Here is a 23,760-nt window from a genome sequence, read left to right on the forward strand (position 1 = left end):
TTGAGGTGGGAGTTTTACTGCCCGCAAATAGCGGGGCAAAAAGAGCACTTTGTTTGAAAGAGAAGACAGTGTTATAATGTTTTTTATAACTGACTAGAGTAAGGTGACGAGAGATGGATAAACAATTACATACATTACGAAACATTGCAAATGAGCGCACGTGGGCATCATTTTTGAATGATAATCATCCATATAGTTTGTTACATTGGTCCATTGCAGGTGTAGGGCAAGAGGCAAAGGATGTTTGGTTACTTCAAGATGAAGTAACATTTCAAACGACAGAATTTCCAACACTGGATGAAGCAGTGCAATGGATTTCTGAAAACATGGAACAAGTTACAGACGTTTTAGCGCAATAAAAAAAACAGGCTTATGCAAGCCTGTTTTTTGTTTCTTTTACATATGATTTTAAAAATTGATCAACGGCTGCTTCATACTCTTCTTTATTTTCGTTATAAGAGCAAGCGTGTGCGCCGCGTTCTGCAATATAAAGTTGTTTATTGTTTTCTTTTGCTTCATATAGTGCTTTCGTCATATCAGCTAAAATATAATCATCATCTTTACTATGAATAAAGAGGACGGGATTTTGAATGTTTTTTATACAATCGATTGGTGAAACTTCACGAATCGTATAACCGTCACGTACTTTTAAAAAAGCATTTGCTAAAGGTAATAAAGGCCATTTAGGTAAATGGAATTCAACCTTTAAACGGTGTTGTAACTGCCCGTAGAAATCAGAAAAAGGACAATCTGCAATATAGAAATCAGCACCATCTTCTACAAGTCCTGCATATTGAAGAAGTGTTGCAGCTCCCATAGATTCACCATGAATACCGAGTGTTATATTTGTTCCAAAACGACTTTTTAGCCAGTCAACTACAGATTTTAAATCATGTTTTTCATAGTATCCATAGCTTGTTGTTTTTCCACCAGTTTTACCATGACGACGATGATCATAAATAACGACATTATATCCTCTGTTTAAAAATAACCTTGCATATTTTACAGAGTTCATTTTATTTACAGTTACGCCGTGACAAAAAATCATAAACTTATTGGAATGACCAGCAGGAATGTAATATCCGTGAAGATCATATCCAAATTGCGAAGGAATATGAATTTCTTCTTTATGAAGAGCATCAAAATCCTCTATACGAAAATGTTTTTTCGTTTCTCTTTCGAGTACTTCTTCCTCTGTTTTTTTCTTTAAGTACATCACTTTATTTGTAAAGAAAATCCCAAGGGCAGTTATTGCACCTAGTATAGTAAACAATGCTGCAAAAAAACGTTTCATACTTTACCTCATCCTCCAAATACCGTTACATGTGATACACTTACATTGTATCACAATGATAGAAAAGGGGAGAAATAGGAAATGGTGTATATACAAAAAATTACGCCGGCGATGAAAGAAACAATCCGAATATTCATGTGTGAGAACTGGGGGAGTTCATTGATGGTTTCGCGTGGTAAGGGGCATCAGTTAGAAGAATTGCCAGGATTTGTTGCGTTATTAGATGACAGAATAATCGGAATTATAACGTATGAAGTGACCGGAAATATGTGCGAAATTGTATCGTTAGATAGCTTTGAAGAAAGAAAAGGAATAGGGACGAAACTTGTGGACTGTGTATTACAAGTTGCAAAAGAGAAACATTGCAAGGAGGTATGGCTCATTACAACAAATGATAATATGAACGCTTTACGCTTTTACCAAAAACGGAACTTTATGATGACCAATTTATATGTGAATGCAGTGGAAGAGGCGCGAAAAATAAAGAAAGAAATTCCACGTATCGGATATGATAATATTCCAATTGTACATGAAATTCAGTTGGGGTATCACTTAACGAATTGATGTAACAATTTTCAGGAATATAAGTTATTAATCTTGACGAAAATTGTAATTTAGGTTACCGTAAAATTGTAATCTATTACCATATTAAGGGGTGACGATGTGGCAACTATACGTGATGTTGCAAAATTGGCAGGTGTTTCAGTCGCAACCGTTTCACGAGTTATTAATGAAAAAGGATACGTTCATGAGGACACAGTAAAACAAGTAAAGGAAGCAATTGAGGAATTACGTTATAGGCCAAATAGTGCAACAAAGCCATTGTTTAAACAAAATTCAACGATAATTGCATTACTTGTAGATAATTTATATGACCTATCAAACATCACTTTGCTACATTGTATTGAGGAAATAGCGTATAAAGAAGGATATCAAATCATTGTTTGTAATATAGAGAATAAAGATAGATACATACATATGTTGAAAGAAAATAACGTTGCAGGTGTTATTGTGACAAGATCAGTCTTTAAAAGTATAGGAGAAATTTCACTTCCGTTTGTTGTGATTGATGAAAAAAAATCCTATGCAAATCATTATGAAAGTGGACAAAGGGCGGTTTCTGTATTAAAAGAGAAAGGCTGTCACTTTCTTGCTTATTTCGATGAGGGAGAAGATAGTGAAGAAATGGAAGAGCACATATCAGGATTTTTAGACGCTGTTTGGGAGGAAGGAATCTCTTATCGAGAAGTATGTGTACAAGGGTATACGAATAAACAGTTTATTACATTATTGCAAAACAATCCGTATATAGATGGAATTGTAGCCTCAAGTGATCAGATTGCTATTGAGTTAATTCGGTCAGCGAGATTTCTAAATATACATATACCAGATAAATTGAAAATTATTGGGCCGAATGGGAGTATGGAGTGTGAATGGATAGCTCCATCACTACCGGCAATTGAAAGCTATGTCGAAGATAATGGGAAAATAGCTTTTCAACAATTAAAAGGAAAAATAAAAAAGTAAAAGGTGCGTATAAAACGCACCTTTTATAATGTAATTGCGGCAATAAAGCCGAATATAAGTAACGGTATATTATAATGCAGAAAAGTCGGTACACATGTATCCCATATATGATGGTGTTGACCATCAGCATTTAAACCTGATGTTGGTCCAAGTGTACTATCTGACGCTGGAGATCCGGCATCACCTAGCGCTCCGGCTGTACCGATAATTGCAATTGTGGCCATTGGACTAAATCCAAGCTGCATGCAAAGAGGTACAAAAATTGTTGTTAAGATAGGAATGGTTGAAAAGGATGAACCAATTCCCATCGTAACGAGAAGTCCAATAATAAGCATAAGAAATGCAGCGAGTGGTTTGTTATTTCCGATTATATGAGCACTCGTTTGCACGAGAGATTCAACATGTCCTGTTTTTCGAAGAACAGCGCCAAATCCAGCGGCAGCAATCATAACAAAACCGATAAAGGACATCATACGCATTCCGCTTGTTAATATCGCATCTGCTTCTTTAAGTGGTAGACTACCACTTACTGATAAAACGATAATCCCCGCTAAAGCACCGAAAATCATTGATTCTGTTGCTAATTGAACAGTTAATGTGGCTATGATAGATAATAATCCGAAAGTAATGCTCCGTTTTGTATAGGGAACGATTTCATTTGCAGTAGTATGAATTTGTTCTGTTTCATACGTACGAGGTTTTCGGTATGTAATGAATACCGCTACACATAATCCGATAATCATACCGATTGCTGGAATAGTCATTGCTTTTGGAATAAGCGCGACATCAAATGTAAGACCGCTTTGCGCAGCATTTGTTTGCAATACGTCATGATAAATTTTTCCGAACCCTGCTGGAATCCACATATAAGGAGTAATCAATCCGAATGTAATAATACATGTAACAAGTCTGCGATCCACTTTCAGCTCATTTAATACTTTTAAAAGTGCTGGAATTAAGATGGGGATGAAAGCGATATGAACAGGAATCACATTTTGTGAGAAACAAGCCATCGTTAAAATGATGAATAAAATAAGTATTTTAGAATAAACTTGTTTTTTCGTGTCTTGTTCATTGCCAATCCATTTTAATGCAGTTTGAATCATGGCATCTGGAAGTCCTGTTTTGGAAAGGGAAATAGCGAAACCGCCAAGCATTGCATAACTTAAAGCGATTGGAGCACTGTTACCAAGACCAGTTGTAAAAGTATTAATAGTTTCTGAAATACCGAGTCCGCCGATAATTCCGCCTGTTAAAGCTCCAACAATGATGGCGACAATGACCTGGACACGTAACAAACTAAGCAATAGCATAACTGCTACTGCGACGAGTACAGCGTTCATAATAAATGTAATCTCCCTAAATTTTTATTGTGTTAAGGCAAGTAAATATGAAGCACTTTGCTATATTTATACATAGTTGCGACATATTATTATAAAATGTTTTCTATGAAATGTAAAAGAGCCTTTTGTTACGAATGCTGAAAAGCTAGCTCTTGTTTAATTGATTGTAAAGAATTAGCAAATAGTTCTGGTTCTTCTAAATCAGGAGAATGTGCTGAATTTGGGAACCAAATCATTTTTTTTATGGGTGCTTCCATAACATCACAATATTCTTGAACGAGTGCATAAGGAGTTTGATAATCATAACGACCAGAACAAAAATAAACTGGAATAGATAAACTTGAAATAGAAGAAAAGAAATCAATTGTCAGCATTTCTTCCCATAAAACACCAGATTTTAAGTTTCCTGCGAGAAATTTGAACCAATCTAATAGCGTATATTCAGGAGAAAAGAAGCCTTTTCGTATGAAAGAAAAGGAAGATCCATTTTGAATTGCACCCCCGAATGTGCCAAGCCACTTTCTTTGAATAATGAGACGTCTCGTATCTAAAAATGGTGGTTTACCTAATTTTAAAAGGGAAGCTAATGCTTTTTTATGATCATGTTTTTTGGCAGAGCTAATTAAATGTTGATATAGTAGTTCTTCATTTTGTTTCATATGTACAATTTGTCCAATACCAATGTAAGCTTCGATATACTTTGGATATCGATGTGCTATGTTAAGCCCAATAATACTCCCCCAAGAATGACCAGCAAGAAATAGTTTTTGTTTATTGAATTTTTTAAGTACATATTGAATAACTTCTTTTGCATCGGAAACGAATTGTTCGATTGTAAAATTTGCCCCGAAATCTTTCATTGAAAAGGATTTACCTGCCCCGCGCTGATCCCAATTAATAACGATAAAGTGTTTCTCCAATTCTTTTTGAAAATGACGAATAAATCCGATTTGTGCCATACCAGGTCCGCCGTGACAACATAATAAAATAGGCTGCTCTACGTTTTGACCGCGTATAAGGAGAGTTTGTTTTCGATTATTAATCATAACGCTTTCCATCGTAGCGACACTATTAGGAATGAGTTGTTTATTTTCATTATAGAACTGTGGGGTATAGCTACGAAAAAGCATATTGAAACCCTCCTTTTCTGAAATCGTATGAATCGCACAGGCTATTCGTTTTGCATATACTGTTAGAAAATCATTGTAACATACCATACTAGTGTCATTTCAATACGGGAGGAGGGGAGATTGTGACGATTGGAGAAATTATAGATTGTTTAAATAGACGTGAATCCATCGCTATTATAGCGAAACGCCTTGAAATAAGTCCATATACACTATCGAAGAAATTAAGATTAATTGGATATGAATATGACGGAGAGCAGAAGAAACGTATTTTTGTAGGAGATGGAGAAGAACCACGTCACTTACAACTCCAAGAAGCGACCGCCCTTCAACATGAGAAAACAGATTATCAATTATTAATTTATGAGCAATTACAAAGCATTTATGAATTATTAAGAAAAAGAGAAGAAGTAAGCGCGCCAATTATGAGTATAAGTACAGAAAAAAAGAAACGTACTTTTTCTATTAATAAAGAAATATTAGCAAAATTAGACGTTATATCAGAATCAAAAGGAATTCAAAAGTCTAAACTTGTAGAAGAGGCGTTACAACAATTTTTACAACAATATGATTTTAATAAAACATCACATTTTGATAACTAAAGAAAAGGATACTATGTTCATTGTAAGAACGAGTATCCTTTTTAGGTTTCACATATATTACGGATAAAATAAAAGGTCCGTGTGTATTTTTTAAGATGAAAAATTAAGATTGTTTATTCTGAGCGTACTTAATTTATTTTTTGAATTCTACCATCAATAATTGGCTGAATAGGTTCTTTTAATTGTTTTACGTAATCGACTAGCGCTTCAAAGTCGTTTGGACCAGTTTCTGCATTTTTACCATTTTTAAATGATACGAATCCATCACCGCCAGAAGCTAAGAAGGCATTTGCCACTACGCTATACGTTTTAGATGAAGATAACTCTTCGCCGTTTGTTAAACGTATATTTGTAACTTTTTCACCGTTTGGTTTATTTGCATCCCACGTATATTGAATACCTGAAATTTGAAGCATTCTCGTCGTTCCTTTTTGCCATTGCTGATTTAAAATGTCGCGAATATCTTGGCCTGTTAAATCTACCTTAATCAATTGGTTTCCGAAAGGTTGAATGCCGTATAATTCGCCCCATGTAATATCGCCAGCATCTAAGTCATTACGAATACCACCAGGATTCATAAGTGCGATTTGAGCTTGCATCGTTTGACGCTGTGCGTCGGCAATTACATTCCCAAGAGTAGATTCACCAGCATCATTTTGTTTACGGTCGATAGGTGCTGTAGATTTTCCTACAACTTCATTTACAAGTGGTGCGATTTTTTCTTTATATTGATCTAGTTTTTGTTTTACTTGTTTATCAGGCTCTACACCTTCATGATATGTTGTAATCACTTCAGCTTTTTTCTTTACAATATCTTTTGTTTTACGATCAATTGTCACATCTACGTCTGAGAAAGCTGTTCCATAAGAGTTCGCTTGGACGATTAGTTTATTATTTACAGTACCATTTACATATGTGTGACTATGCCCACCGAAAATAACATCAACTTCCGGATCTGTTTCATTTGCAATTCGAGTAAGGTCTCCATTTGTCACGCCAGAATCATCAGTTGTTCCGCCGACATGGGCAAGGACGACGATGGATTTAACACCGAGACGCTTTAATTGCTGCGCGGATTTATTAATTGCTTCTACTTCGTCAGTGATCTGTACATTTTTAAGCATGGTAGGCATAACGACATTTGGTGTATCAGTTGTAACAACTCCAATGAATCCTACAGGAACACCATCAACCATTTTTACAGTAAATGGTGGTAAAAATAAGCGACCAGTTGATTTGTTATAGAAATTTGCAGCGACATAAGGGAAGTTTGCGCCTTTGAAATTGCCTGTTTTTTCATGGTAACCACCATAAATAAGTCGGCGCATTTCATCAATACCTTCATCAAATTCATGGTTTCCGATTGTACCAACATCGAATTTTAAGTCATTTAAAAATTCAATCGTTGGTTCGTCTTGTAATAACGCTGAAACTGGTGGACTAGCTCCGACAATATCGCCAGCATGTACGAGAAGTGTATTAGGGTTTTGCTTTTTACGTTCTTTTAAATAAGTAGCTAAGTAATCAGCGCCACCAGCTTCTTTGTTATTAATTTTTTTAACAGTATCTAGTTGTCCATGAAAATCATTAATACCAAGCATTTGTACGTCTATGTAGCGGTTTTGTTCAGCTGGAGTCTGAGATGGGGGAGCGGCAAATACGCTTGAAAAAGTAATGGTGCTTAAAACGGCAACAGCAGGAATGATTTTTTTCCACATAATTCATTTCTCCTTTTTTTTTATAATCTGACATCATACGACATAATTTTAATAGATTCATAGGATTATATCCATATAAAAATTTAGTTTTTTCGAAAAATTAACATATTTACAAAAGATGAATAATAGAGTAAAGAGCCTTTTTTATTGTCGAGTTCATTGTGTATCTACTATAATGGAGAAAAAAGTAAAAGGTGAGTAGCATGAAGAAAAAGAAACAAAGACAAATGCAAAGACAATCGCAAGTGAATAAACTAGAGAAAGAGTCGCTTACATTAGGTGATCAATTAAATGATTCACTCATGCAGCAATTAAAGAATAAGAAGAAAGAATTGCAAGTGAGAGAAGAGGAAAAAGAGGCAGCTGAACTGGAAAGAAAGCGCCAAGAACAAAAAGAACGTGAAAAGAATAAATCATTTGAAGAACTGTTAAGTGAAAGTAGCCTTACTTGGAAAGACTTTAAATAATATAAAAAATGATCAGTGAATACCGCTGATCATTTTTTTGACGAGCTTGTAAGAAAAGGGGAGTTTAAATGAGGAAAATTGTAGTCGTTCCGCATGAAAATCATTGGAACGAAAAATTTCAAATAGAGGCCGAAAGATTAAAATCGGCGATGCCAGAAATGGTGAAAGTCCATCATATTGGAAGCACGTCAGTGCCAGGACTGGCAGCAAAACCAATTATAGATATGATTATGGAAGTAGAGAGTATCGACAGAGTAGATCATTGGAATGAACGTTTTAAAGAGCTTGGTTACATCGTAAAAGGGGAAAACGGTATTTCAAGACGTCGTTATTTTATTCATGGAACTGAGGAAAAACGCTCGTATCACTTACACGTGTTTGAAAAAGGAAATCCTGAGATAGTAAGGCATTTAGCATTTCGTGATTATATGATGGCTCATTGTGAAGAAGCTGAGGCATATGCAACTTTAAAGAAAGAATTAGCTGAAAAGTATACATATGATGGTACGTTATATACGGAAGGGAAAAATGAGTTTGTACGTAATGTTGATGAAAAAGCGAAGAAATGGATAGAAAATAACGTGAATGAATGAGTTCGCATTATTTTTTAAGGTGTATAAATTTATCCGACTTTAATGGGCAGTAAGACCCCCACCTCAAAATGCAGCGAAAGCAAAGAAGTTAGGTGGGGGATCAACTGCCCATAAAAGTCCGATTGGTTCAACTAATAATCAGTGGGGGATGAAGAAAACCCCCACTGATTAAAGTTTCACTTTATTATGTAAACTGTACATATGTTTTGACTTTTTGGTTGAATCTTGTTGAAATAAAGTGGTGGCTTATAAAAAAATGTAAGAATGAAAGGGAGACGACTGTGCACATTCCAACAACTACACTTCATAATGGCGTAAAAATGCCGATGATTGGTCTAGGCGTTTATAAAGCGAAAGAAGGCGACGAAGTAAAACAAGCAGTAAAAACAGCGTTAGAAGTTGGATACCGTTCGATTGATACAGCAACTGTATATGAAAATGAAAGCGGTGTCGGAGAAGCGGTTCGTGAATCAGGGATTCCGAGAGAAGACATATTTATTACAACAAAAGTTTGGAACGACGATCAAGGATACGAGGAAACACTTGAGGCGTTTGAAAAAAGCTTAAAGAAATTACAAATGGACTATGTAGATTTATATTTAATACATTGGCCAATAAGAGGGAAGTATGTCGATACGTACCGAGCGTTAGAAAAACTGTATGAAGAAGGTAAAGTGCGCGCGATTGGTGTTTCTAATTTTCATAAACATCATTTAGAACTGTTATTACCAAATTGTAAAGTGAAGCCGATGGTCAACCAAGTGGAACTTCATCCGATGTTAGCGCAATTTGAATTGCGTAATTTCTGTCAAGGTGAGCAAATTCAAATGGAAGCATGGAGCCCATTAATGAGAGGCGGGGAAGTATTTCAGCACCCGATTATTCAGGCCATTGCTACCAAATATGATAAAACACCTGCGCAAGTTATATTAAGATGGGATATTCAGAGCGGGGTAGTGACGATTCCTAAATCTGTTACACCATCCCGTATTAAAGAGAATTTTACTATCTTTGATTTTGCACTAACGGAAGAAGAGATGACTCAAATTAATACGTTAAATCGTAATTTACATGTAGGAACGAATCCTGATAAATATGATACGCTATAAAAAGACGCTACCATACTGGTAGCGTCTTTTTAACGATGTAAATCATAGGTATCACATTTAGCAATTTGCTGAAGTTGTATATATTCTGCTGTTGTTAACTGTGTTTGTTTACTAGCCTGTACATTTTCCTGCAATTGTTGAATAGAGCTTGCACCAGGTATAACAGCTGCAACAGTTTCGTTATGTAAGCAATATTGAATAACTGTTCCTGTTAAAGAGCTTTCTCCGATTATTTCTTTTACACTATCCAGTGTCGCATATAATTCATCGTAAGAATAAGAAAGGTAATCCTTTTCTTTTACTCTTTCTATCTTTCTTGCATTCTTGTCAGTTAGAATTCCTTTTGCAAGTGGTCCGCGAGCAATGACGCTAATTTGATGTTCATTAAGAAGCGGGAACCATTCTTCGGGGCGACGATTTAAAAGGCTATATTCCATTAGTACACTAACGATATTTGAACGTTTTGCATACTCACGGATGACATTTGGACGTATAGAAGAAATACCGTAATGGCGAATGATACCTTCTTTTTTTAATTCTTCAAAGGCTTCAATTGTTTCATCTATAGGATCTTCAATCGTCCCGCCGTGAAGTTGATAAAGATCAATATAATCAGTTTGAAGTCTACGTAAACTTTCTTTCACTTCAGCCTTTATGTAATTCTTAGAAGGATCCCAAGACCAGCCATTTTTTTCTTCTGTCCATCGATTTCCAACCTTCGTTGTAAGAACAATTTGGTCTCGTTTCCCTTTTAAGGCTTTTCCAACAAATTCTTCGTTTAATCCATAATCATATAAATCCGCTGTATCAAAAAAATTGATTCCTAAATCGATTGCTTCATCGATAATACGCATAGCTTCTGTTTCAGATGTACCGAGAGACATGCAGCCAAGGCCCATTTCTGTAACAAACAAATCTGAGTTTCCTAATTGACGTTTTTTCATAGGTCAACCTCCTTACCTTTATTGTACGAGAGGGAAAAGAGGTTGACAAACGTTTACTTTCAATCCCACATTTACTCCCCATAAAAGTTCGATTGATATGGCTAATAATTAGAGGGGGGACGGGCCAATCCGATTAATGTTTCACTTTATTTGCTGTAATCCACTCTTGTACAGTTGTATACTCTTTGCCATATTGTTTTAGCTTATGGCGAATTTGCCATGCTTTTCCGACTAAAGTGACGCGATTTGGTAAAATATAAACTTTCATTTCTATCACGCTCCTTTCAATGTGGTAAAATGTATGAGGAAAGAATAGGAAATAGAACAGGGAGATGAAGTAGTATGAGTAATCTTGCAGAGAGAACAGTAAAAACTGAGCCAATTTTTGATGGTAGAGTTATAAAAGTTCGTGTTGATGATGTAGTATTACCAAATGGAGCAATGAGTAAACGTGAAATTGTAAATCACCCTGGTGCAGTTGCTATTATTGCTATTACTGATGAGGGGAAAATTGTGCTTGTTGAGCAGTATCGTAAAGCGCTTGAAAAGGCGATTATAGAAATTCCGGCCGGCAAGTTAGAACCTGGTGAAAAACCTGAGGTGACAGCAGTTCGTGAATTAGAAGAGGAAACAGGATATGTATGTGAAAATATGGAGTTTATTACTTCTTTCTATACATCTCCAGGATTTGCAGATGAAATTTTATATGTATATAAAGCGACAGGTTTGACGAAAAAAGAAAATAAAGCCGAGTTAGATGAAGATGAGTTTGTGGAATTGATGGAGGTATCGTTAGAAGAAGCGACTACTCTTATGAAAGATCTTCGTATTCATGATGCGAAAACAATGTTTGCAGTACAATATTTACAACTACAAAAATAAACACTCGCCAAAGGCGAGTGTTTTTTAATTGATTTTTGCGTATACGCGTGCATCACGTAAGCTACCATCTGGTGCTATGAAATCATTTTCCATTGTACCTTCTAGAATAAATTCTAAACGTTCTGCTAGGTTACATGCATTTGTATTTGTTGCATCAATACGAATTTCAATTCTTCTAGCACTTAGCTTATCAAAGGCAAATTGAATGGCACCTTTAATTGCTTCAGTCATATAGCCTTGTTTTGTATAAGCGCTATGCAGCCAGAAGTGAAGTGAAAACTTTGGAATATCCCAATTTTCAGGCTTGAGCGTTATAGCTCCGATGAATGTACCAGATACTTTATCGTATAAGTGAAAATCAAGTGTTTCACGAAGTAAAAACTGTCCGTGAGCGTTACGAACGATTTCTTCAGCACTTTCTTCTGTTTCAGCGTTAATTGGCATCCACGGTACTAAGTCTTCTAGAGAAGCTTGGATTGCTTCATACACTTCTGCACCATCACCTGGAAATGGCTTACGAACTTGTAAGCGTTCAGTTTGAAATAATGTTGGAAAATCTAATAATAATGGTTTCAAGAGAAATCCCTCCTATTCTCTACTTTTTAGTTTAGCAAAGTAGAGCGGAATTTCAATGTTAATTCGTCATACTTTTTTCTTTCTTTCATACATTTTTAGTAAGAGTGTGAACGGAGGGAAGAAAAATGTGGCGAAAAACTTGGCAAGACCGCGTAATGTCTCACATACAGGAAAACTCTTCATTATATATATTTAACGCTGTTTTATTATTGATGGGAGTAATATTTGGGGCGATTCTTGTAAATAGTTTACAATTAAATCAAAAACAAGATTTATCATTTTATTTACAACGTTTTTTTGGACAAGTTTCTAAAGGAGAATTTGCTATTGCAGGCGAAATGTTTCGAGAAAGTTACTTTTCGCAATTAAAATACATTGGATTTATTTGGATTTTGGGGATTTCAATTATTGGATTGCCACTTATTTTTATTTTATTATTTGTAAAAGGAGTAGTTGTCGGATTTACAGTAGGTTTTTTAGTAAGTCAGCATGGATGGAATGGATTATTACTAGCATTCGTTTCTGTATTGCCACAAAATCTCATTATCATTCCAGTATTTCTCGTTATGACAACAATTGCCGCAAGCTTTTCCTTACGCATGATTAGGCATCAATTTATCCGGAAAATAACCGAGCCGCTATTACCATTATTAATTCGTTATACATGCTTCTTTCTTGTAATTGGAGCGGTGTTAGCTCTTGCTTCTAGTGTAGAAGCTTATGCATCACCAGTTTTAATGAAAGAAGTCGTTGAGGCTATTAATAAACAATAAATACTTTTTGAGAATGATTATCAATTTGTTTTTATTGTTTTTCTTTTGACAGAAGCCCTTCTTCTGATATAATGGTGTAAGAGTGGCGAGGAGGGAGTAGTACCGAATGGAAGAAAGAATTGAACGAATTAAGAAGCAATTACATGCAGCGAGCTACAAATTAACACCGCAACGTGAAGCAACAGTTCGTGTGCTGCTAGAAAATGAAGAAGATCATTTAAGCGCAGAAGATGTTTACCTCCTTGTAAAAGAAAAGTCGCCAGAGATCGGATTAGCAACCGTCTATCGAACTTTAGAACTATTATCTGAGTTAAAAGTTGTCGATAAGATTAACTTCGGAGACGGTGTTTCACGCTATGACTTACGCCAAGAAGGTGCGCAGCGTTTCCACCATCATTTGATTTGTACACAATGTGGTGCTGTACAAGAAATACAAGAAGATTTACTTGGTGAAGTGGAAAGGAAAGTAGAACGTGACTGGAGCTTTAAGGTGAAAGATCATCGTTTAACATTCCATGGGATTTGTAAAAATTGTCAAGAAAATGAAACGGATGAAAAATAACCTTTTCCTATTTATCTAGGAAGAGGTTTTTTATTTGAATAAGGTATAAATTGGTGAAAGCTTGGCATATGTTGTAATAACTTATATTTTGGAGGAATTTACAATGCGCCGAGCTTTAAAATTAACTTTTGATGGAATAAAAGTATTTTTATTATTTACAAGTTGTACGATTTTGTTTTATTTCGCTATACTATGGATAAATGAAGAATATGAAAGCTATCATCGTTATGAAAAGCCAAAAGAAGAGACTGTAGAAAAAGTATCAGGGAATGAAGAGCCGGCAAAGGATGCTTTCGTAAATAGAATGATGTTTTTCTATGAAAATGGGGAGTAGTGTAGATTGGAAGATCAATTAAAAGATTTTATTCATTATATGGTTGTCGAAAAAGGGCTAGCGAAAAATACAGTTATATCTTATGAACGTGATTTAAAAAGTTATGTAAAGTATTTGCAAAATGTAGAACAAGCGAAAAGTTTTCATGAAGTGACACGCTTGCACATTGTTAATTTTCTGCAGCACTTAAAAGAAAACGGAAAATCTTCGAAAACATTAGCGCGTCATATCGCATCGATTCGTTCGTTTCATCAATTTTTACTTCGTGAACGAGCGGTAGAGCACGATCCATCCGTACATATTGAAACGCCACAAGGAGAACGGAAATTACCGAAAGTATTATCAGTCGATGAAGTAGAGGCGTTACTTCAGACACCGAAAATGACGAGTGCTTTTGGGGTTCGTGATAAAGCGATGCTAGAGTTACTGTATGCAACGGGACTTCGTGTTTCAGAATTAATTGCCTTAAATTTAGAAGATGTACATTTAACGATGGGATTTGTTCGTTGCATAGGGAAAGGGAATAAAGAAAGAATTATTCCATTAGGAAGTTTAGCGACGGAAGCGATTCAAAAGTATATTGAAAAGGGAAGAAGAGAATTGATGGGTAAAAAAGTAGTAGATGCACTCTTTTTAAACCATCATGGGAATCGATTATCAAGACAAGGTTTTTGGAAAATTTTAAAACGATTGGCGAAAGAAGCAAATATTGAAAAAGAGCTTACACCTCATACGTTGCGCCATTCTTTTGCTACGCATTTATTAGAAAATGGAGCAGACTTGCGCGCTGTGCAAGAAATGCTTGGACATGCAGATATTTCAACGACGCAAATTTATACGCATGTTTCAAAAGCTAGATTAAAAGATGTATATAAACAGTTTCATCCGAGAGCATAGTCACTATGCTCTTTTTTCATAGATTCAAAAGGCTATAGTACTTCACAGAAACTTCACAAACATTTCGTACATTGTTTTCAGCAGAAGACTAGAATATTACAATGTATTTCCTCTATACTAAATAAAGTACAAAGGAGGAAATGATGATGAAAAAACTTATTATGACTTTATTTATCGCGATGCTAGCATTGGCTGGCTGTAATACAAACAAAGAAGAACCGAAAAAAGAACAGAAACTGGAAGCTGTAAAAGTAGCAGTTCAAACAAATCCGAAAGAAATTAAACCTGGTGAAAAAACAGAAGTACAAGCACTTGTTACACAAGGAAAAGAAAAGGTAACGGATGCTGATGATGTAAAGTTCGAAATTTGGAAAGCTGGCGAAGAAAAGCGCGAGATGTTAGATGGGAAGCATAAAGGAAAAGGTGTTTATGCTGTAGAGAAAACGTTTGAAACGGATGGAGTATATCATATTATCGCTCACACAAATGCGCGTGAAATGCATGTTATGCCAGAAGTGAAAGTCGCTGTAGGAAATGCGAAAGTAGAAGATGTGAAAAAAGAAAATAGTGATCACGGTGCAGGGCACGGCGATCATAAAAGCGATACAATGATCCACCTTATGGCTGGTGACATAAAAGCAAATGCAGAATCAACAATGAAAGTTCATTTAAAACAAAAAGAAGAAGCGTTAACTGGTGCTGAAGTACAACTTGAGATTTGGAAAGATGGTGTTGAAAAGCACGAATTTATTCCAGCGAAAGAAGGAAATAAAGGAGAGTATGAAACGAAACATACTTTCAAAGAAAACGGTTCTTACAAAGTGAAAGTTCATGTTAAAAAAGGTGAACTGCATGAACATAAAGAAGAAACAGTAGAAGTAAAATAAAAAGTAGCTCTTTAGAGCTGCTTTTTATTTTTATCTCGCTATTTGTGGGCTAATGAAAGTTTCATTTTATATGAAGAAATAAATCATAAAATAATTAGCACTTCTTTGCATAATGGATTACAATAGAAGTGTGAAGAAAATGAGAAATTCTACGAAAATGTATTAAAAAGAAAGCGTAAACATGTTATGATATCAGTATCAGATGTCTGACATCTGACTTAGAAAAAACTAGAAATGTTTTTGAGGCGTTTCAAAAGAAACGAAATAGGTTAGAGAGTCATTTAAAGAAGTACTGTTTGATAATGAGAACGAAAGATAATTCTTATGGAGAACAGTTTCACTTTATAGCGTTTTGAACATACTACAAGAAGTAGAACTGAACTTATAGGAGGTCGCAGTTATGAATAAATATAAACGTATATTCCTAGTCGTAATGGACTCTGTTGGAATCGGTGAAGCACCAGATGCTGAACAATTTGGTGATTTAGGATCGGACACAATTGGTCACATTGCTGAACATATGAATGGGTTACAAATGCCTAACATGGTGAAATTAGGTCTTGGTAACATTCGTGAAATGAAAGGCATCTCTAAAGTAGAAAAACCACTTGGATATTATACAAAAATGCAAGAAAAATCTACTGGTAAAGATACAATGACAGGTCACTGGGAAATTATGGGTCTTTACATTGATACACCATTTCAAGTGTTCCCAGAAGGATTCCCAAAAGAATTACTTGATGAATTAGAAGAAAAAACAGGCCGTAAAATCATCGGTAATAAACCAGCTTCTGGAACTGAGATTCTTGATGAACTTGGTCAAGAACAAATGGAAACAGGCTCTTTAATTGTTTACACTTCTGCTGATAGCGTTCTGCAAATCGCAGCACACGAAGAAGTGGTGCCGCTTGATGAGTTATATAAAATTTGTAAAATTGCACGTGAATTAACGTTAGATGAGAAGTACATGGTAGGTCGCGTTATCGCTCGTCCATTCGTTGGTGAGCCTGGAAACTTTACACGTACACCAAACCGTCATGATTATGCATTAAAACCATTTGGCCGTACGGTAATGAATGAATTAAAAGATAGTGACTACGATGTAATTGCTATCGGTAAAATCTCTGACATTTATGATGGTGAAGGGGTAACTGAATCGCTTCGTACGAAGTCTAACATGGATGGAATGGATAAACTTGTAGATACATTAAATATGGACTTTACAGGTCTTAGCTTCTTAAACTTAGTCGACTTTGATGCACTATTTGGGCACCGCCGTGATCCACAAGGATACGGAGAAGCTCTGCAAGAGTATGATGCTCGTCTTCCAGAAGTATTCGAAAAACTAAAAGAAGATGATTTATTATTAATTACAGCAGACCATGGTAATGATCCAGTTCACCACGGTACTGATCATACACGTGAATATGTACCGTTATTAGCATATAGCCCAAGCATGAAAGATGGCGGACAAGAATTATCACTTCGCCAAACATTTGCTGATATTGGTGCAACTGTAGCAGAAAACTTCGGTGTGAAAATGCCAGAATACGGAACAAGCTTCTTAAACGAGCTAAAGAAATAGGGGGATAAACAAATGAATCGTGAACTTATTACAAAATCAGCTTCATACTTAAAAGAGAAATTTCAAGAGACACCACAAGTAGGACTAATCCTTGGATCTGGACTAGGTGTATTAGCAGAAGAAATCGAGAACGCAGTAACAGTACCATACAGTGAAATCCCTGAATTCCCAGTATCAACTGTAGAAGGTCATGCAGGTCAACTAGTATTCGGTACACTTCAAGGTGTAACAGTAGTAGCAATGCAAGGACGTTTCCACTTCTATGAAGGATACGACATGCAAAAAGTAACATTCCCAGTTCGTGTTATGAAAGAACTAGGTGTAGAAACAGTTGTTGTAACAAATGCAGCTGGTGGTGTAAATACATCATTTGAGCCAGGCGATCTTATGTTAATTTCAGACCACATTAACTTCATGGGTACAAATCCATTAATCGGACCAAATGATTCTGAAATGGGTGTACGTTTCCCTGATATGTCTACATCATATACAGTAGAGCTTCGCGAAATGGCGAAACAAGTTGCAGCAGACTTAAATATTAAAGTACAAGAAGGTGTATACGTTGGAATGACAGGTCCTGTATATGAAACGCCTGCTGAAATTCGTATGCTTCGTACACTTGGCGGAGATGCAGTTGGTATGTCAACAGTACCTGAAGTAATTGTAGCTCGTCATGCTGGTATGAAAGTACTGGGTATTTCTTGTATTTCAAATATGGCAGCTGGTATTTTAGATCAGCCACTTCACCACGATGAAGTAATCGAAACGACAGAACGTGTTAAAGCTAACTTCTTAGCATTAGTAAAAGCAATCGTAAAACAAATGAAGGGGTGACCTCACAATGAGAATGGTGGACCTAATTGCAAAAAAACGTGACGGACATGCATTAACGACAGAAGAAATTAACTTTATTGTTGAAGGATATACGAATGGGAATATTCCTGATTATCAAGTAAGTTCACTTGCAATGGCAATTTTCTTCCAAGATATGAACGATCAAGAACGTGCTGATTTAACGATGGCAATGGTAAATAGTGGTGATACAATCGATTTATCAGCTATTGAAGGGGTAAAAGTAGATAAGCACTCAACAGGTGGTGTTGGTGATACAACGACACTTGTATTAGGTCCATTAGTAGCCGCTTTAGGTGTACCGGTTGCAAAAATGTCTGGACGTGGTTTAGGCCATACTGGTGGTACAATTGATAAATTAGAAGCAGTTCCAGGATTCCATGTTGAAATCGAAAATGATGAATTCATGCGTCTTGTAAATGAAAACAAAATCGCTGTTATCGGTCAAAGTGGAAACTTAACACCTGCGGATAAAAAGTTGTATGCACTTCGTGATGTAACGGCAACAGTAAACTCAATCCCGCTTATTGCAAGCTCGATTATGAGTAAAAAAATTGCTGCTGGTGCAGATGCAATTGTTCTTGATGTAAAAACTGGAGCAGGTGCATTTATGAAAACAGATGAAGATGCAAAACGTTTAGCAGAAGCAATGGTGCGCATTGGCAATAACGTTGGTCGTAATACGATGGCTGTTATTTCTGATATGAGTCAACCACTTGGTGAGGCTATTGGTAACGCGCTTGAAGTACAAGAAGCAATTGATACATTACAAGGTAAAGGACCGAAAGATTTAGAAGAGTTATGTTTAACACTTGGAAGTCAAATGGTATACCTTGCTGGACAAGCTTCCTCTTTAGAAGATGCGCGTGAAAAATTAATTGAAGTAATGAACAACGGTAAAGCGCTAGAATCATTTAAAACGTTCTTATCAGCGCAAGGCGGAGATGCATCTGTTGTTGATGATCCTTCTAAATTGCCACAAGCACAATTCAAAATTGAAGTGGAAGCGAAAGAAGACGGTTATGTATCAGAAATCGTTGCAGATGAAATCGGAACAGCAGCAATGCTTTTAGGAGCAGGACGTGCGACGAAGGAATCTGAAATTGATTTAGCAGTTGGCTTAATGCTTCGCAAAAAAGTAGGGGACAGCGTGAAAAAAGGTGAATCCCTTGTTACAATTTACGCAAACCGCGAAAATGTGGAAGATGTAAAAGCAAAAATTTATGAGAACATGAAGATTGCTAACGAACATGTAGATGCACCAACATTAGTGCACGGCATCGTTACTGAATAATAAAAAAGAGCCAGGGAGTATTTCTCCTTGGCTTTTTTTACTATTTTTTGTTTATAATAATAATGGGTGAAATTATGATTAGAATTTGTGCAATAACAAAAGCAGATGAAGTATTATATGATGTTTCGCTAGAAGAAACAAAGAAAGACCATATTGTATGGTATTGGCTAGATTTATATAAGCCAACGAAAGAAGAGTATACATACATTTTGCAAGATCATTTTAAGTTCCATCCCCTTGCAATTGAAGACTGTATAGAATATGTACAGAGGCCAAAAGTTGATTTTTATGATGGATATAACTTTTTAGTTCTTCATGCATTTGGTGAGGATGGATTAGAACCGCACGAGATCGATTTATTTATTAGTGACCGTTATATTGTTTCTTTCCATTTTTCTCATAACAATGCAATCGAGAGAGTATGGAAAACACTTGGAGAAAAGAAGCGTATTAAAAATAGTCCTTTACACGTAGCACATACAATTATCGACCAAATTGTAGATGACTATTTTGCGCCTGTCTATTACATTGAGGATCATTTAAATGCAATTGATGATAATTTAACGGGTGAGACAGCAGGAAGTGTACTAGAAGAAGTATTTGATATACGTGCAGATTTATCGAAGCTAAGGCGTACAATCATTCCGATGCGTGATTTATTGTATCGTATTTTAAATTCGACTCGTTTTTACGGTATAAGTGATCATGAGATTTATTTTAAAGATATACATGACCATTTGCTTAAACTGACAGAAATGATTGAGGCAAGCCGCGAGTTAACGGCAGATATTCGAGATAGCTATTTTTCATTAAACTCACATCATATGAATAACATTATGAAAACATTAACGGTCTTCTCAACTATTTTCATGCCACTAACATTTATCGCAGGAGTATATGGGATGAACTTTTCACATATGCCAGAGCTTGGTGGGAAGTATAGTTATTTTATTTGTCTATTGTTAATGGCGTTAATTGGTGGCGGAATGATGGCCTGGTTTTATAAAAAGGGCTGGTTTAAATAAAAAAACACCGAGGTATTCACCTCGGTGTTTTTTTATTTAACCAATAGCATGTAATACAAACATGGCTAAGAATAAGCATGTAATGATATACATAGACGGTGCGACTTCTTTACGCTTTCCAAGAGCAACTTTTAAGATAGGATAAGCAATAAATCCGAACGCAATGCCATCAGCGATACTATATGTGAGCGGGATCATGATGATAATTAAGAACGCTGGAAATCCTTCTGAAAAATCGTTCAGAGGAATTTGTTGAATGCTTGTAATCATCAGGCCGCCAATAATAATTAAGATTGGTGCAATGGCACTATCAGGAATTAGTTTGACAAACGGAAGTGCAAACAGTGATGCAAAGAATAACAAACCTGTAACGATAGACGTCAGACCTGTCTTTCCGCCTGCAGTAATACCTGCGGCACTCTCTACTGTTGATACGGTAGGGCTTGTGCCAAATAGACCACATGTCATTGCTGAAATTGCATTGGCTTGGTAAGCACGTGGGAATTTACGGTCATCTTCTAATAAACCGTGTAGAAGTCCCATGTTCTCAAAAATAAGCACCATGCTTAAGGAGAATGTTGCAATCCAAAACGGTAAGGAAGAAAGTTTGCCAAATGACATAGCTCCAAACACATCGCCGTAATTAGCGAATGAGAATGAACTATTTCCGATTTGACTTGTATCAACAAGACCAAATAGCCATGCAATACCAGTTCCTATTGCAATCGTCCATAAAAAGTTTCCACGTACGTTACGAATAAATAGTACAAGTGCAACGATAAGAGTAAGTAGTGTCGCAAGAACGACAGGGTTACTTAATTTACCCATTGCAACAGCAGTATTTGGATTCGAAACGACTAAACCACCTTTTTGCAATCCGATAAACGCTAAAAATAATCCGATGCCGACAGTAATAGCTTCCTTTAATGACTTTGGAATCGATACTGAGAGCACGCGAGCGATTGGTGTAAACGCAGCAATTGCAAAAATAATACCAGAGATGAAGACAGCTGCTAATGCTTCCTGCCAAGCTAATCCGAGCGTATGCACAGCAGTGTACGTGAAGAATGCATTTACACCCATACCAGGGACAAGAATAGCAGGTGCATTTGCCCAAAATGCCATGAGCAGACATCCGACAAATGAACTGAAAACAGTTGCTAAAATTCCAGCTTCAAGAGGAATGCCAGCATCTGATAAAATTGACGCATTTACAATCATAATATATACGATCGTGAAAAATGACGTAACTCCAGCTAAAACTTCTTGTTTTGGTGATGTTTCGTGTAAACCTAATTTAAATGTACTTTCAAGTATTCCTTTCATGTTAAACCTTCTTTTTCATATCCCTCTCCCACCCGTGATATCTCTTTTGTAAGAGCTCACCGTCCTTTATTATATCAGAACATCATGTTTTTACAACAAGGAAAATGATAACGTTTACTTATAAATAAAATTATTTATAAATACGTAAAAATCGCTCGTATTGTGGAAATGATCTCTAGTTCTCCCGATTGAATGGGCGGGGCTGCCTGTGCATGTAAAGTAGCATAGGATGTCACTTCCCTTGGTAACTGGGCAGATTCTTCAACGAATGAGAGTGGAACAGGATTAATGTTTAAATTGTATGTACTCGCAATAGCACGAGCTTTTTCTACCGCTTGTTGCAGAGCTTGAATGAGAGCTTGCTCATAATATTTATTTGGATGCGATATTCGAAAACGTAATCCCTTTGCTAAGTTTGCTCCATTTGAAACGGCTATATCATATACTTCCCCTGCTTTTTGTACATTTAAAACGGTAATTTCATACAAATGTTCCACACGGTATCCTTGTAGTAATGCTTTATCATTTACATACTCGTATTGAGGAGTGATTGTATAAGAAATCGTTTCTATGTCTTTATCAGCAATACCAAGCTGTTTAAGTGCATCCAGCAATTGTTTTGATTGCACTGCATTTTCTTCTTGTGCTTGTTTCACATTTTTACTATCAGTTCGAATGCCAAGTGTTAATATAACAACATTGGGTTTCGCTTTGACAACACCTTCACCTTGTACAGTAATAGTCGCTTCTTTACCAGTATTAGCTGTGCGTACGTTGTGTAAATAAGGATTCATTCCACCCTGCATTTTCCATCACCATCCTTTTTATATGTATATGTGTGAACAAAAAAGAAATTTATATGAAAAAAGTTACATAAATGAGAATGTAGAGGAAAGAAAGCATATACAACATAGGTATTTATAGATTATAATATGTGTAAATATGATAAAAAAGGGACGAGGCTAGTGAACGACAAAAGAGAAACACTGATTTTAGAGTTATCCGGATCATTTAGAAAGATGATACGTTTATTACAAAATGATATTAATACACGTTTTGCAGAACATATGCCATATAATGAATTTTCTGTATTACGTGCGTTATTTTTAAACAGTCCACAGATGGCTTCGCAAATTGCGAGTGAAGTAAACGTAACCTCCAGTCATATTACAGCTGTTACTGATCGTCTCGTACGAAAAGGGTTTGTAGAAAGAAAGCGTTCAAATTCAGACCGTCGTATCGTGTACTTAGAAATTACAGAACACGGAAGAGAAGTAACTGAAAAACTTGAAGCTGTGCGTAAAGAATATTATAAAGAGAGATTTAAAGGTTGGAGCGACCAAGAAATCGAAATGGTGTTAGAGCTATTTGGCCGCGTATTATAATAAATGAGGATAGGAAGCGGAAGCTTTCCTATCCTTTTTCTTTTGAATAAAAACATTTTGAAACTCCAATACTTTAATTAAAAAGAATCGGAGTGAAAAATTATGAAACGTATTTGTACGCTTTTCATTGTGATTGGAAGTTTTTTCTGCTTTCATCAATTCGCGAATGCCGCTACGCCTCTTCAAGTCGTTCAAAAAGAATTACAACATATTTCAAATAAGCAACCTGTTTTATATTCGAAACTATGGATTCGTTCTATGCAGAACGCTATTTTATTTCATCATAGTGACAACATTCGGCATGAAGATACGATCAGTAATGTAACAAAGTCTTCTCTTGTAAAAGTAAAACAACTTCCACTTCAGAAAGCATCGCAGTACATCCCGAGGTTATCGCAATATATTTCTAAGTTTGAGGCTGAGAATGTGCAAGTGTATTATGTTGCAGCTCGTTATGAAGTGAAAAAAGAAAATCCGTATCAATTAAATGGAATGAATTATTTTATGCAAGTGTTTATTCAACAAGGGGGAGAATGGAGAATTGCTGAAAGTATAGTTGCTCCAACAGATCAAATCGTGGCAAATGGTGATGGGTTTGGAACGAAGCAAGAAAAAGAGTATGGGAAAAGAAGAGAGAATGTGAAATAACCTCCTCGTC

Annotated in this window: 28 protein-coding genes; 19 read left to right on the forward strand and 9 right to left on the reverse strand. The window is 36.0% G+C overall.

All coding sequences use genetic code 11. The features are described from left to right. Nucleotides 1-113 precede the first annotated feature (113 nt). The gene (locus QCI44_RS07065) at nt 114-359 is read left to right on the forward strand and encodes a DUF2552 family protein (protein ID WP_016086407.1); all 246 of its coding nucleotides are present in this window, start codon (nt 114-116) and stop codon (nt 357-359) included. Between the two features lie 11 nt (nt 360-370). On the opposite strand, the gene QCI44_RS07070 is transcribed toward QCI44_RS07065, so the two are convergent. Beyond that, complete coding sequence (locus QCI44_RS07070; RefSeq protein WP_016086408.1) at nt 371-1,294, reverse strand: alpha/beta hydrolase; 924 nt, start codon at nt 1,292-1,294, stop codon at nt 371-373. Between the two features lie 81 nt (nt 1,295-1,375). Here QCI44_RS07070 and QCI44_RS07075 point away from each other — a divergent pair, with 81 nt between their 5' ends. Further along, nucleotides 1,376-1,858: a GNAT family N-acetyltransferase gene (locus QCI44_RS07075; protein ID WP_016135305.1), complete on the forward strand. Its 483-nt coding sequence runs from the start codon at nt 1,376-1,378 to the stop codon at nt 1,856-1,858. Between the two features lie 99 nt (nt 1,859-1,957). Then, on the forward strand, nt 1,958-2,821 hold the full coding sequence (locus QCI44_RS07080; protein ID WP_088084324.1) for a LacI family DNA-binding transcriptional regulator: 864 nt from the start codon (nt 1,958-1,960) through the stop codon (nt 2,819-2,821). Between the two features lie 23 nt (nt 2,822-2,844). Here QCI44_RS07080 and QCI44_RS07085 read toward each other — a convergent pair whose 3' ends face one another. Both QCI44_RS07085 and QCI44_RS07090 read right to left on the reverse strand, forming a co-directional pair. After that, entirely contained in the window at nt 2,845-4,164 is a 1,320-nt protein-coding gene (locus QCI44_RS07085; protein ID WP_016086411.1) for a Na+/H+ antiporter family protein, read from the reverse strand. Between the two features lie 128 nt (nt 4,165-4,292). Next, a complete protein-coding gene (locus QCI44_RS07090) occupies nt 4,293-5,294 on the reverse strand; it encodes an alpha/beta fold hydrolase (protein ID WP_016086412.1) in 1,002 nt (333 codons plus the stop codon). 122 nt (nt 5,295-5,416) lie between these two features. Between QCI44_RS07090 and QCI44_RS07095 the strand changes: the two genes are divergently transcribed. After that, nucleotides 5,417-5,893, forward strand: a complete 477-nt coding sequence (locus tag QCI44_RS07095) for a ribbon-helix-helix domain-containing protein (protein WP_016086413.1) — start codon at nt 5,417-5,419, stop codon at nt 5,891-5,893. A 128-nt stretch (nt 5,894-6,021) separates the two neighbouring features. Here the strand turns inward: QCI44_RS07095 and QCI44_RS07100 are convergent, their stop codons facing one another. Further along, nucleotides 6,022-7,611 (reverse strand): bifunctional metallophosphatase/5'-nucleotidase, encoded by a 1,590-nt coding sequence (locus QCI44_RS07100; protein ID WP_016086414.1) that lies wholly within the window; start codon nt 7,609-7,611, stop codon nt 6,022-6,024. Between the two features lie 203 nt (nt 7,612-7,814). Between QCI44_RS07100 and QCI44_RS07105 the strand changes: the two genes are divergently transcribed. The 3 genes from QCI44_RS07105 (at nt 7,815) to QCI44_RS07115 (ending at nt 9,780) form a co-directional block, all read left to right on the forward strand. Further along, complete coding sequence (locus QCI44_RS07105) at nt 7,815-8,078, forward strand: YqkE family protein (protein ID WP_016086415.1); 264 nt, start codon at nt 7,815-7,817, stop codon at nt 8,076-8,078. Between the two features lie 68 nt (nt 8,079-8,146). Beyond that, on the forward strand, nt 8,147-8,671 hold the full coding sequence (locus QCI44_RS07110) for a GrpB family protein (protein ID WP_016135301.1): 525 nt from the start codon (nt 8,147-8,149) through the stop codon (nt 8,669-8,671). A gap of 281 nt (nt 8,672-8,952) precedes the next feature. Then, nucleotides 8,953-9,780: an aldo/keto reductase gene (locus tag QCI44_RS07115; RefSeq protein WP_016135300.1), complete on the forward strand. Its 828-nt coding sequence runs from the start codon at nt 8,953-8,955 to the stop codon at nt 9,778-9,780. 29 nt (nt 9,781-9,809) lie between these two features. Here the strand turns inward: QCI44_RS07115 and lolS are convergent, their stop codons facing one another. After that, nucleotides 9,810-10,724 (reverse strand): aldo/keto reductase, encoded by a 915-nt coding sequence (gene lolS, locus QCI44_RS07120; protein WP_088084322.1) that lies wholly within the window; start codon nt 10,722-10,724, stop codon nt 9,810-9,812. 133 nt (nt 10,725-10,857) lie between these two features. Continuing rightward, a complete protein-coding gene (gene mciZ, locus QCI44_RS07125) occupies nt 10,858-10,992 on the reverse strand; it encodes a Z-ring formation inhibitor MciZ (protein ID WP_000870296.1) in 135 nt (44 codons plus the stop codon). Between the two features lie 74 nt (nt 10,993-11,066). On the opposite strand from mciZ, the gene QCI44_RS07130 reads away from it, so the two are divergent. After that, nucleotides 11,067-11,606: an NUDIX domain-containing protein gene (locus QCI44_RS07130; RefSeq protein ID WP_016086419.1), complete on the forward strand. Its 540-nt coding sequence runs from the start codon at nt 11,067-11,069 to the stop codon at nt 11,604-11,606. A gap of 24 nt (nt 11,607-11,630) precedes the next feature. Here QCI44_RS07130 and QCI44_RS07135 read toward each other — a convergent pair whose 3' ends face one another. Continuing rightward, entirely contained in the window at nt 11,631-12,182 is a 552-nt protein-coding gene (locus tag QCI44_RS07135; protein WP_000803488.1) for a GNAT family N-acetyltransferase, read from the reverse strand. A gap of 155 nt (nt 12,183-12,337) precedes the next feature. Here QCI44_RS07135 and spoIIM point away from each other — a divergent pair, with 155 nt between their 5' ends. The 9 genes from spoIIM to corA all read left to right on the forward strand — a co-directional run bounded on the left by spoIIM (nt 12,338) and on the right by corA (nt 20,391). Then, a complete protein-coding gene (gene spoIIM, locus QCI44_RS07140; RefSeq protein WP_223261012.1) occupies nt 12,338-12,955 on the forward strand; it encodes a stage II sporulation protein M in 618 nt (205 codons plus the stop codon). A gap of 106 nt (nt 12,956-13,061) precedes the next feature. Next, the gene (gene fur / locus QCI44_RS07145; protein ID WP_000392657.1) at nt 13,062-13,517 is read left to right on the forward strand and encodes a ferric iron uptake transcriptional regulator; all 456 of its coding nucleotides are present in this window, start codon (nt 13,062-13,064) and stop codon (nt 13,515-13,517) included. A gap of 103 nt (nt 13,518-13,620) precedes the next feature. Beyond that, nucleotides 13,621-13,851 carry a YqzK family protein gene (locus QCI44_RS07150; RefSeq protein WP_001250432.1) on the forward strand — a complete coding sequence of 77 codons (231 nt, stop codon included), beginning with the start codon at nt 13,621-13,623 and terminating at the stop codon, nt 13,849-13,851. Nucleotides 13,852-13,857: 6 nt separating this feature from the next. Then, nucleotides 13,858-14,748 (forward strand): site-specific tyrosine recombinase XerD, encoded by an 891-nt coding sequence (gene xerD, locus QCI44_RS07155; protein ID WP_016086422.1) that lies wholly within the window; start codon nt 13,858-13,860, stop codon nt 14,746-14,748. A 146-nt stretch (nt 14,749-14,894) separates the two neighbouring features. Continuing rightward, nucleotides 14,895-15,635, forward strand: a complete 741-nt coding sequence (locus tag QCI44_RS07160; protein WP_080117870.1) for a FixH family protein — start codon at nt 14,895-14,897, stop codon at nt 15,633-15,635. Nucleotides 15,636-16,035: 400 nt separating this feature from the next. Further along, nucleotides 16,036-17,220: a phosphopentomutase gene (deoB, locus tag QCI44_RS07165; RefSeq protein WP_016086424.1), complete on the forward strand. Its 1,185-nt coding sequence runs from the start codon at nt 16,036-16,038 to the stop codon at nt 17,218-17,220. A 12-nt stretch (nt 17,221-17,232) separates the two neighbouring features. After that, a complete protein-coding gene (locus tag QCI44_RS07170; RefSeq protein WP_016086425.1) occupies nt 17,233-18,054 on the forward strand; it encodes a purine-nucleoside phosphorylase in 822 nt (273 codons plus the stop codon). A gap of 7 nt (nt 18,055-18,061) precedes the next feature. Then, nucleotides 18,062-19,366 (forward strand): pyrimidine-nucleoside phosphorylase, encoded by a 1,305-nt coding sequence (locus QCI44_RS07175; RefSeq protein WP_016086426.1) that lies wholly within the window; start codon nt 18,062-18,064, stop codon nt 19,364-19,366. A gap of 62 nt (nt 19,367-19,428) precedes the next feature. Next, nucleotides 19,429-20,391, forward strand: coding sequence for a magnesium/cobalt transporter CorA (gene corA / locus QCI44_RS07180; protein WP_016086427.1), 963 nt, complete (start codon nt 19,429-19,431; stop codon nt 20,389-20,391). A gap of 36 nt (nt 20,392-20,427) precedes the next feature. Here the strand turns inward: corA and QCI44_RS07185 are convergent, their stop codons facing one another. Next, nucleotides 20,428-21,717, reverse strand: a complete 1,290-nt coding sequence (locus tag QCI44_RS07185) for an NCS2 family permease (RefSeq protein ID WP_016086428.1) — start codon at nt 21,715-21,717, stop codon at nt 20,428-20,430. Between the two features lie 134 nt (nt 21,718-21,851). Beyond that, on the reverse strand, nt 21,852-22,523 hold the full coding sequence (locus QCI44_RS07190) for an SIMPL domain-containing protein (RefSeq protein ID WP_016086429.1): 672 nt from the start codon (nt 22,521-22,523) through the stop codon (nt 21,852-21,854). Nucleotides 22,524-22,682: 159 nt separating this feature from the next. Here QCI44_RS07190 and QCI44_RS07195 point away from each other — a divergent pair, with 159 nt between their 5' ends. Together QCI44_RS07195 and QCI44_RS07200 are read left to right on the forward strand one after the other, a co-directional pair. Beyond that, nucleotides 22,683-23,102: a MarR family winged helix-turn-helix transcriptional regulator gene (locus QCI44_RS07195; protein WP_016086430.1), complete on the forward strand. Its 420-nt coding sequence runs from the start codon at nt 22,683-22,685 to the stop codon at nt 23,100-23,102. A 102-nt stretch (nt 23,103-23,204) separates the two neighbouring features. Beyond that, a complete protein-coding gene (locus QCI44_RS07200) occupies nt 23,205-23,750 on the forward strand; it encodes a hypothetical protein (protein ID WP_016086431.1) in 546 nt (181 codons plus the stop codon). Nucleotides 23,751-23,760: the final 10 nt, after the last annotated feature.

Origin of the sequence: Bacillus cereus group sp. RP37 (assembly GCF_040459695.1) — a bacterium.
Classification (GTDB): domain Bacteria; phylum Bacillota; class Bacilli; order Bacillales; family Bacillaceae_G; genus Bacillus_A.

Excerpts from the sequence above, each read along its gene's own strand:
- QCI44_RS07065 (WP_016086407.1), top strand. The coding sequence starts at position 114 with ATGGATAAACAATTACATACATTACGAAACATTGCAAATGAGCGCACG.
- QCI44_RS07070 (WP_016086408.1), bottom strand. The coding sequence starts at position 1,294 with ATGAAACGTTTTTTTGCAGCATTGTTTACTATACTAGGTGCAATAACT.
- QCI44_RS07075 (WP_016135305.1), top strand. The coding sequence starts at position 1,376 with ATGGTGTATATACAAAAAATTACGCCGGCGATGAAAGAAACAATCCGA.
- QCI44_RS07085 (WP_016086411.1), bottom strand. The coding sequence starts at position 4,164 with ATGAACGCTGTACTCGTCGCAGTAGCAGTTATGCTATTGCTTAGTTTG.
- QCI44_RS07090 (WP_016086412.1), bottom strand. The coding sequence starts at position 5,294 with ATGCTTTTTCGTAGCTATACCCCACAGTTCTATAATGAAAATAAACAA.
- QCI44_RS07100 (WP_016086414.1), bottom strand. The coding sequence starts at position 7,611 with ATGTGGAAAAAAATCATTCCTGCTGTTGCCGTTTTAAGCACCATTACT.
- QCI44_RS07105 (WP_016086415.1), top strand. The coding sequence starts at position 7,815 with ATGAAGAAAAAGAAACAAAGACAAATGCAAAGACAATCGCAAGTGAAT.
- QCI44_RS07110 (WP_016135301.1), top strand. The coding sequence starts at position 8,147 with ATGAGGAAAATTGTAGTCGTTCCGCATGAAAATCATTGGAACGAAAAA.
- lolS (WP_088084322.1), bottom strand. The coding sequence starts at position 10,724 with ATGAAAAAACGTCAATTAGGAAACTCAGATTTGTTTGTTACAGAAATG.
- mciZ (WP_000870296.1), bottom strand. The coding sequence starts at position 10,992 with ATGAAAGTTTATATTTTACCAAATCGCGTCACTTTAGTCGGAAAAGCA.
- QCI44_RS07130 (WP_016086419.1), top strand. The coding sequence starts at position 11,067 with ATGAGTAATCTTGCAGAGAGAACAGTAAAAACTGAGCCAATTTTTGAT.
- spoIIM (WP_223261012.1), top strand. The coding sequence starts at position 12,338 with ATGTCTCACATACAGGAAAACTCTTCATTATATATATTTAACGCTGTT.
- fur (WP_000392657.1), top strand. The coding sequence starts at position 13,062 with ATGGAAGAAAGAATTGAACGAATTAAGAAGCAATTACATGCAGCGAGC.
- QCI44_RS07150 (WP_001250432.1), top strand. The coding sequence starts at position 13,621 with ATGCGCCGAGCTTTAAAATTAACTTTTGATGGAATAAAAGTATTTTTA.
- QCI44_RS07160 (WP_080117870.1), top strand. The coding sequence starts at position 14,895 with ATGAAAAAACTTATTATGACTTTATTTATCGCGATGCTAGCATTGGCT.
- deoB (WP_016086424.1), top strand. The coding sequence starts at position 16,036 with ATGAATAAATATAAACGTATATTCCTAGTCGTAATGGACTCTGTTGGA.
- QCI44_RS07170 (WP_016086425.1), top strand. The coding sequence starts at position 17,233 with ATGAATCGTGAACTTATTACAAAATCAGCTTCATACTTAAAAGAGAAA.
- QCI44_RS07175 (WP_016086426.1), top strand. The coding sequence starts at position 18,062 with ATGAGAATGGTGGACCTAATTGCAAAAAAACGTGACGGACATGCATTA.
- corA (WP_016086427.1), top strand. The coding sequence starts at position 19,429 with ATGGGTGAAATTATGATTAGAATTTGTGCAATAACAAAAGCAGATGAA.
- QCI44_RS07185 (WP_016086428.1), bottom strand. The coding sequence starts at position 21,717 with ATGAAAGGAATACTTGAAAGTACATTTAAATTAGGTTTACACGAAACA.
- QCI44_RS07190 (WP_016086429.1), bottom strand. The coding sequence starts at position 22,523 with ATGCAGGGTGGAATGAATCCTTATTTACACAACGTACGCACAGCTAAT.
- QCI44_RS07200 (WP_016086431.1), top strand. The coding sequence starts at position 23,205 with ATGAAACGTATTTGTACGCTTTTCATTGTGATTGGAAGTTTTTTCTGC.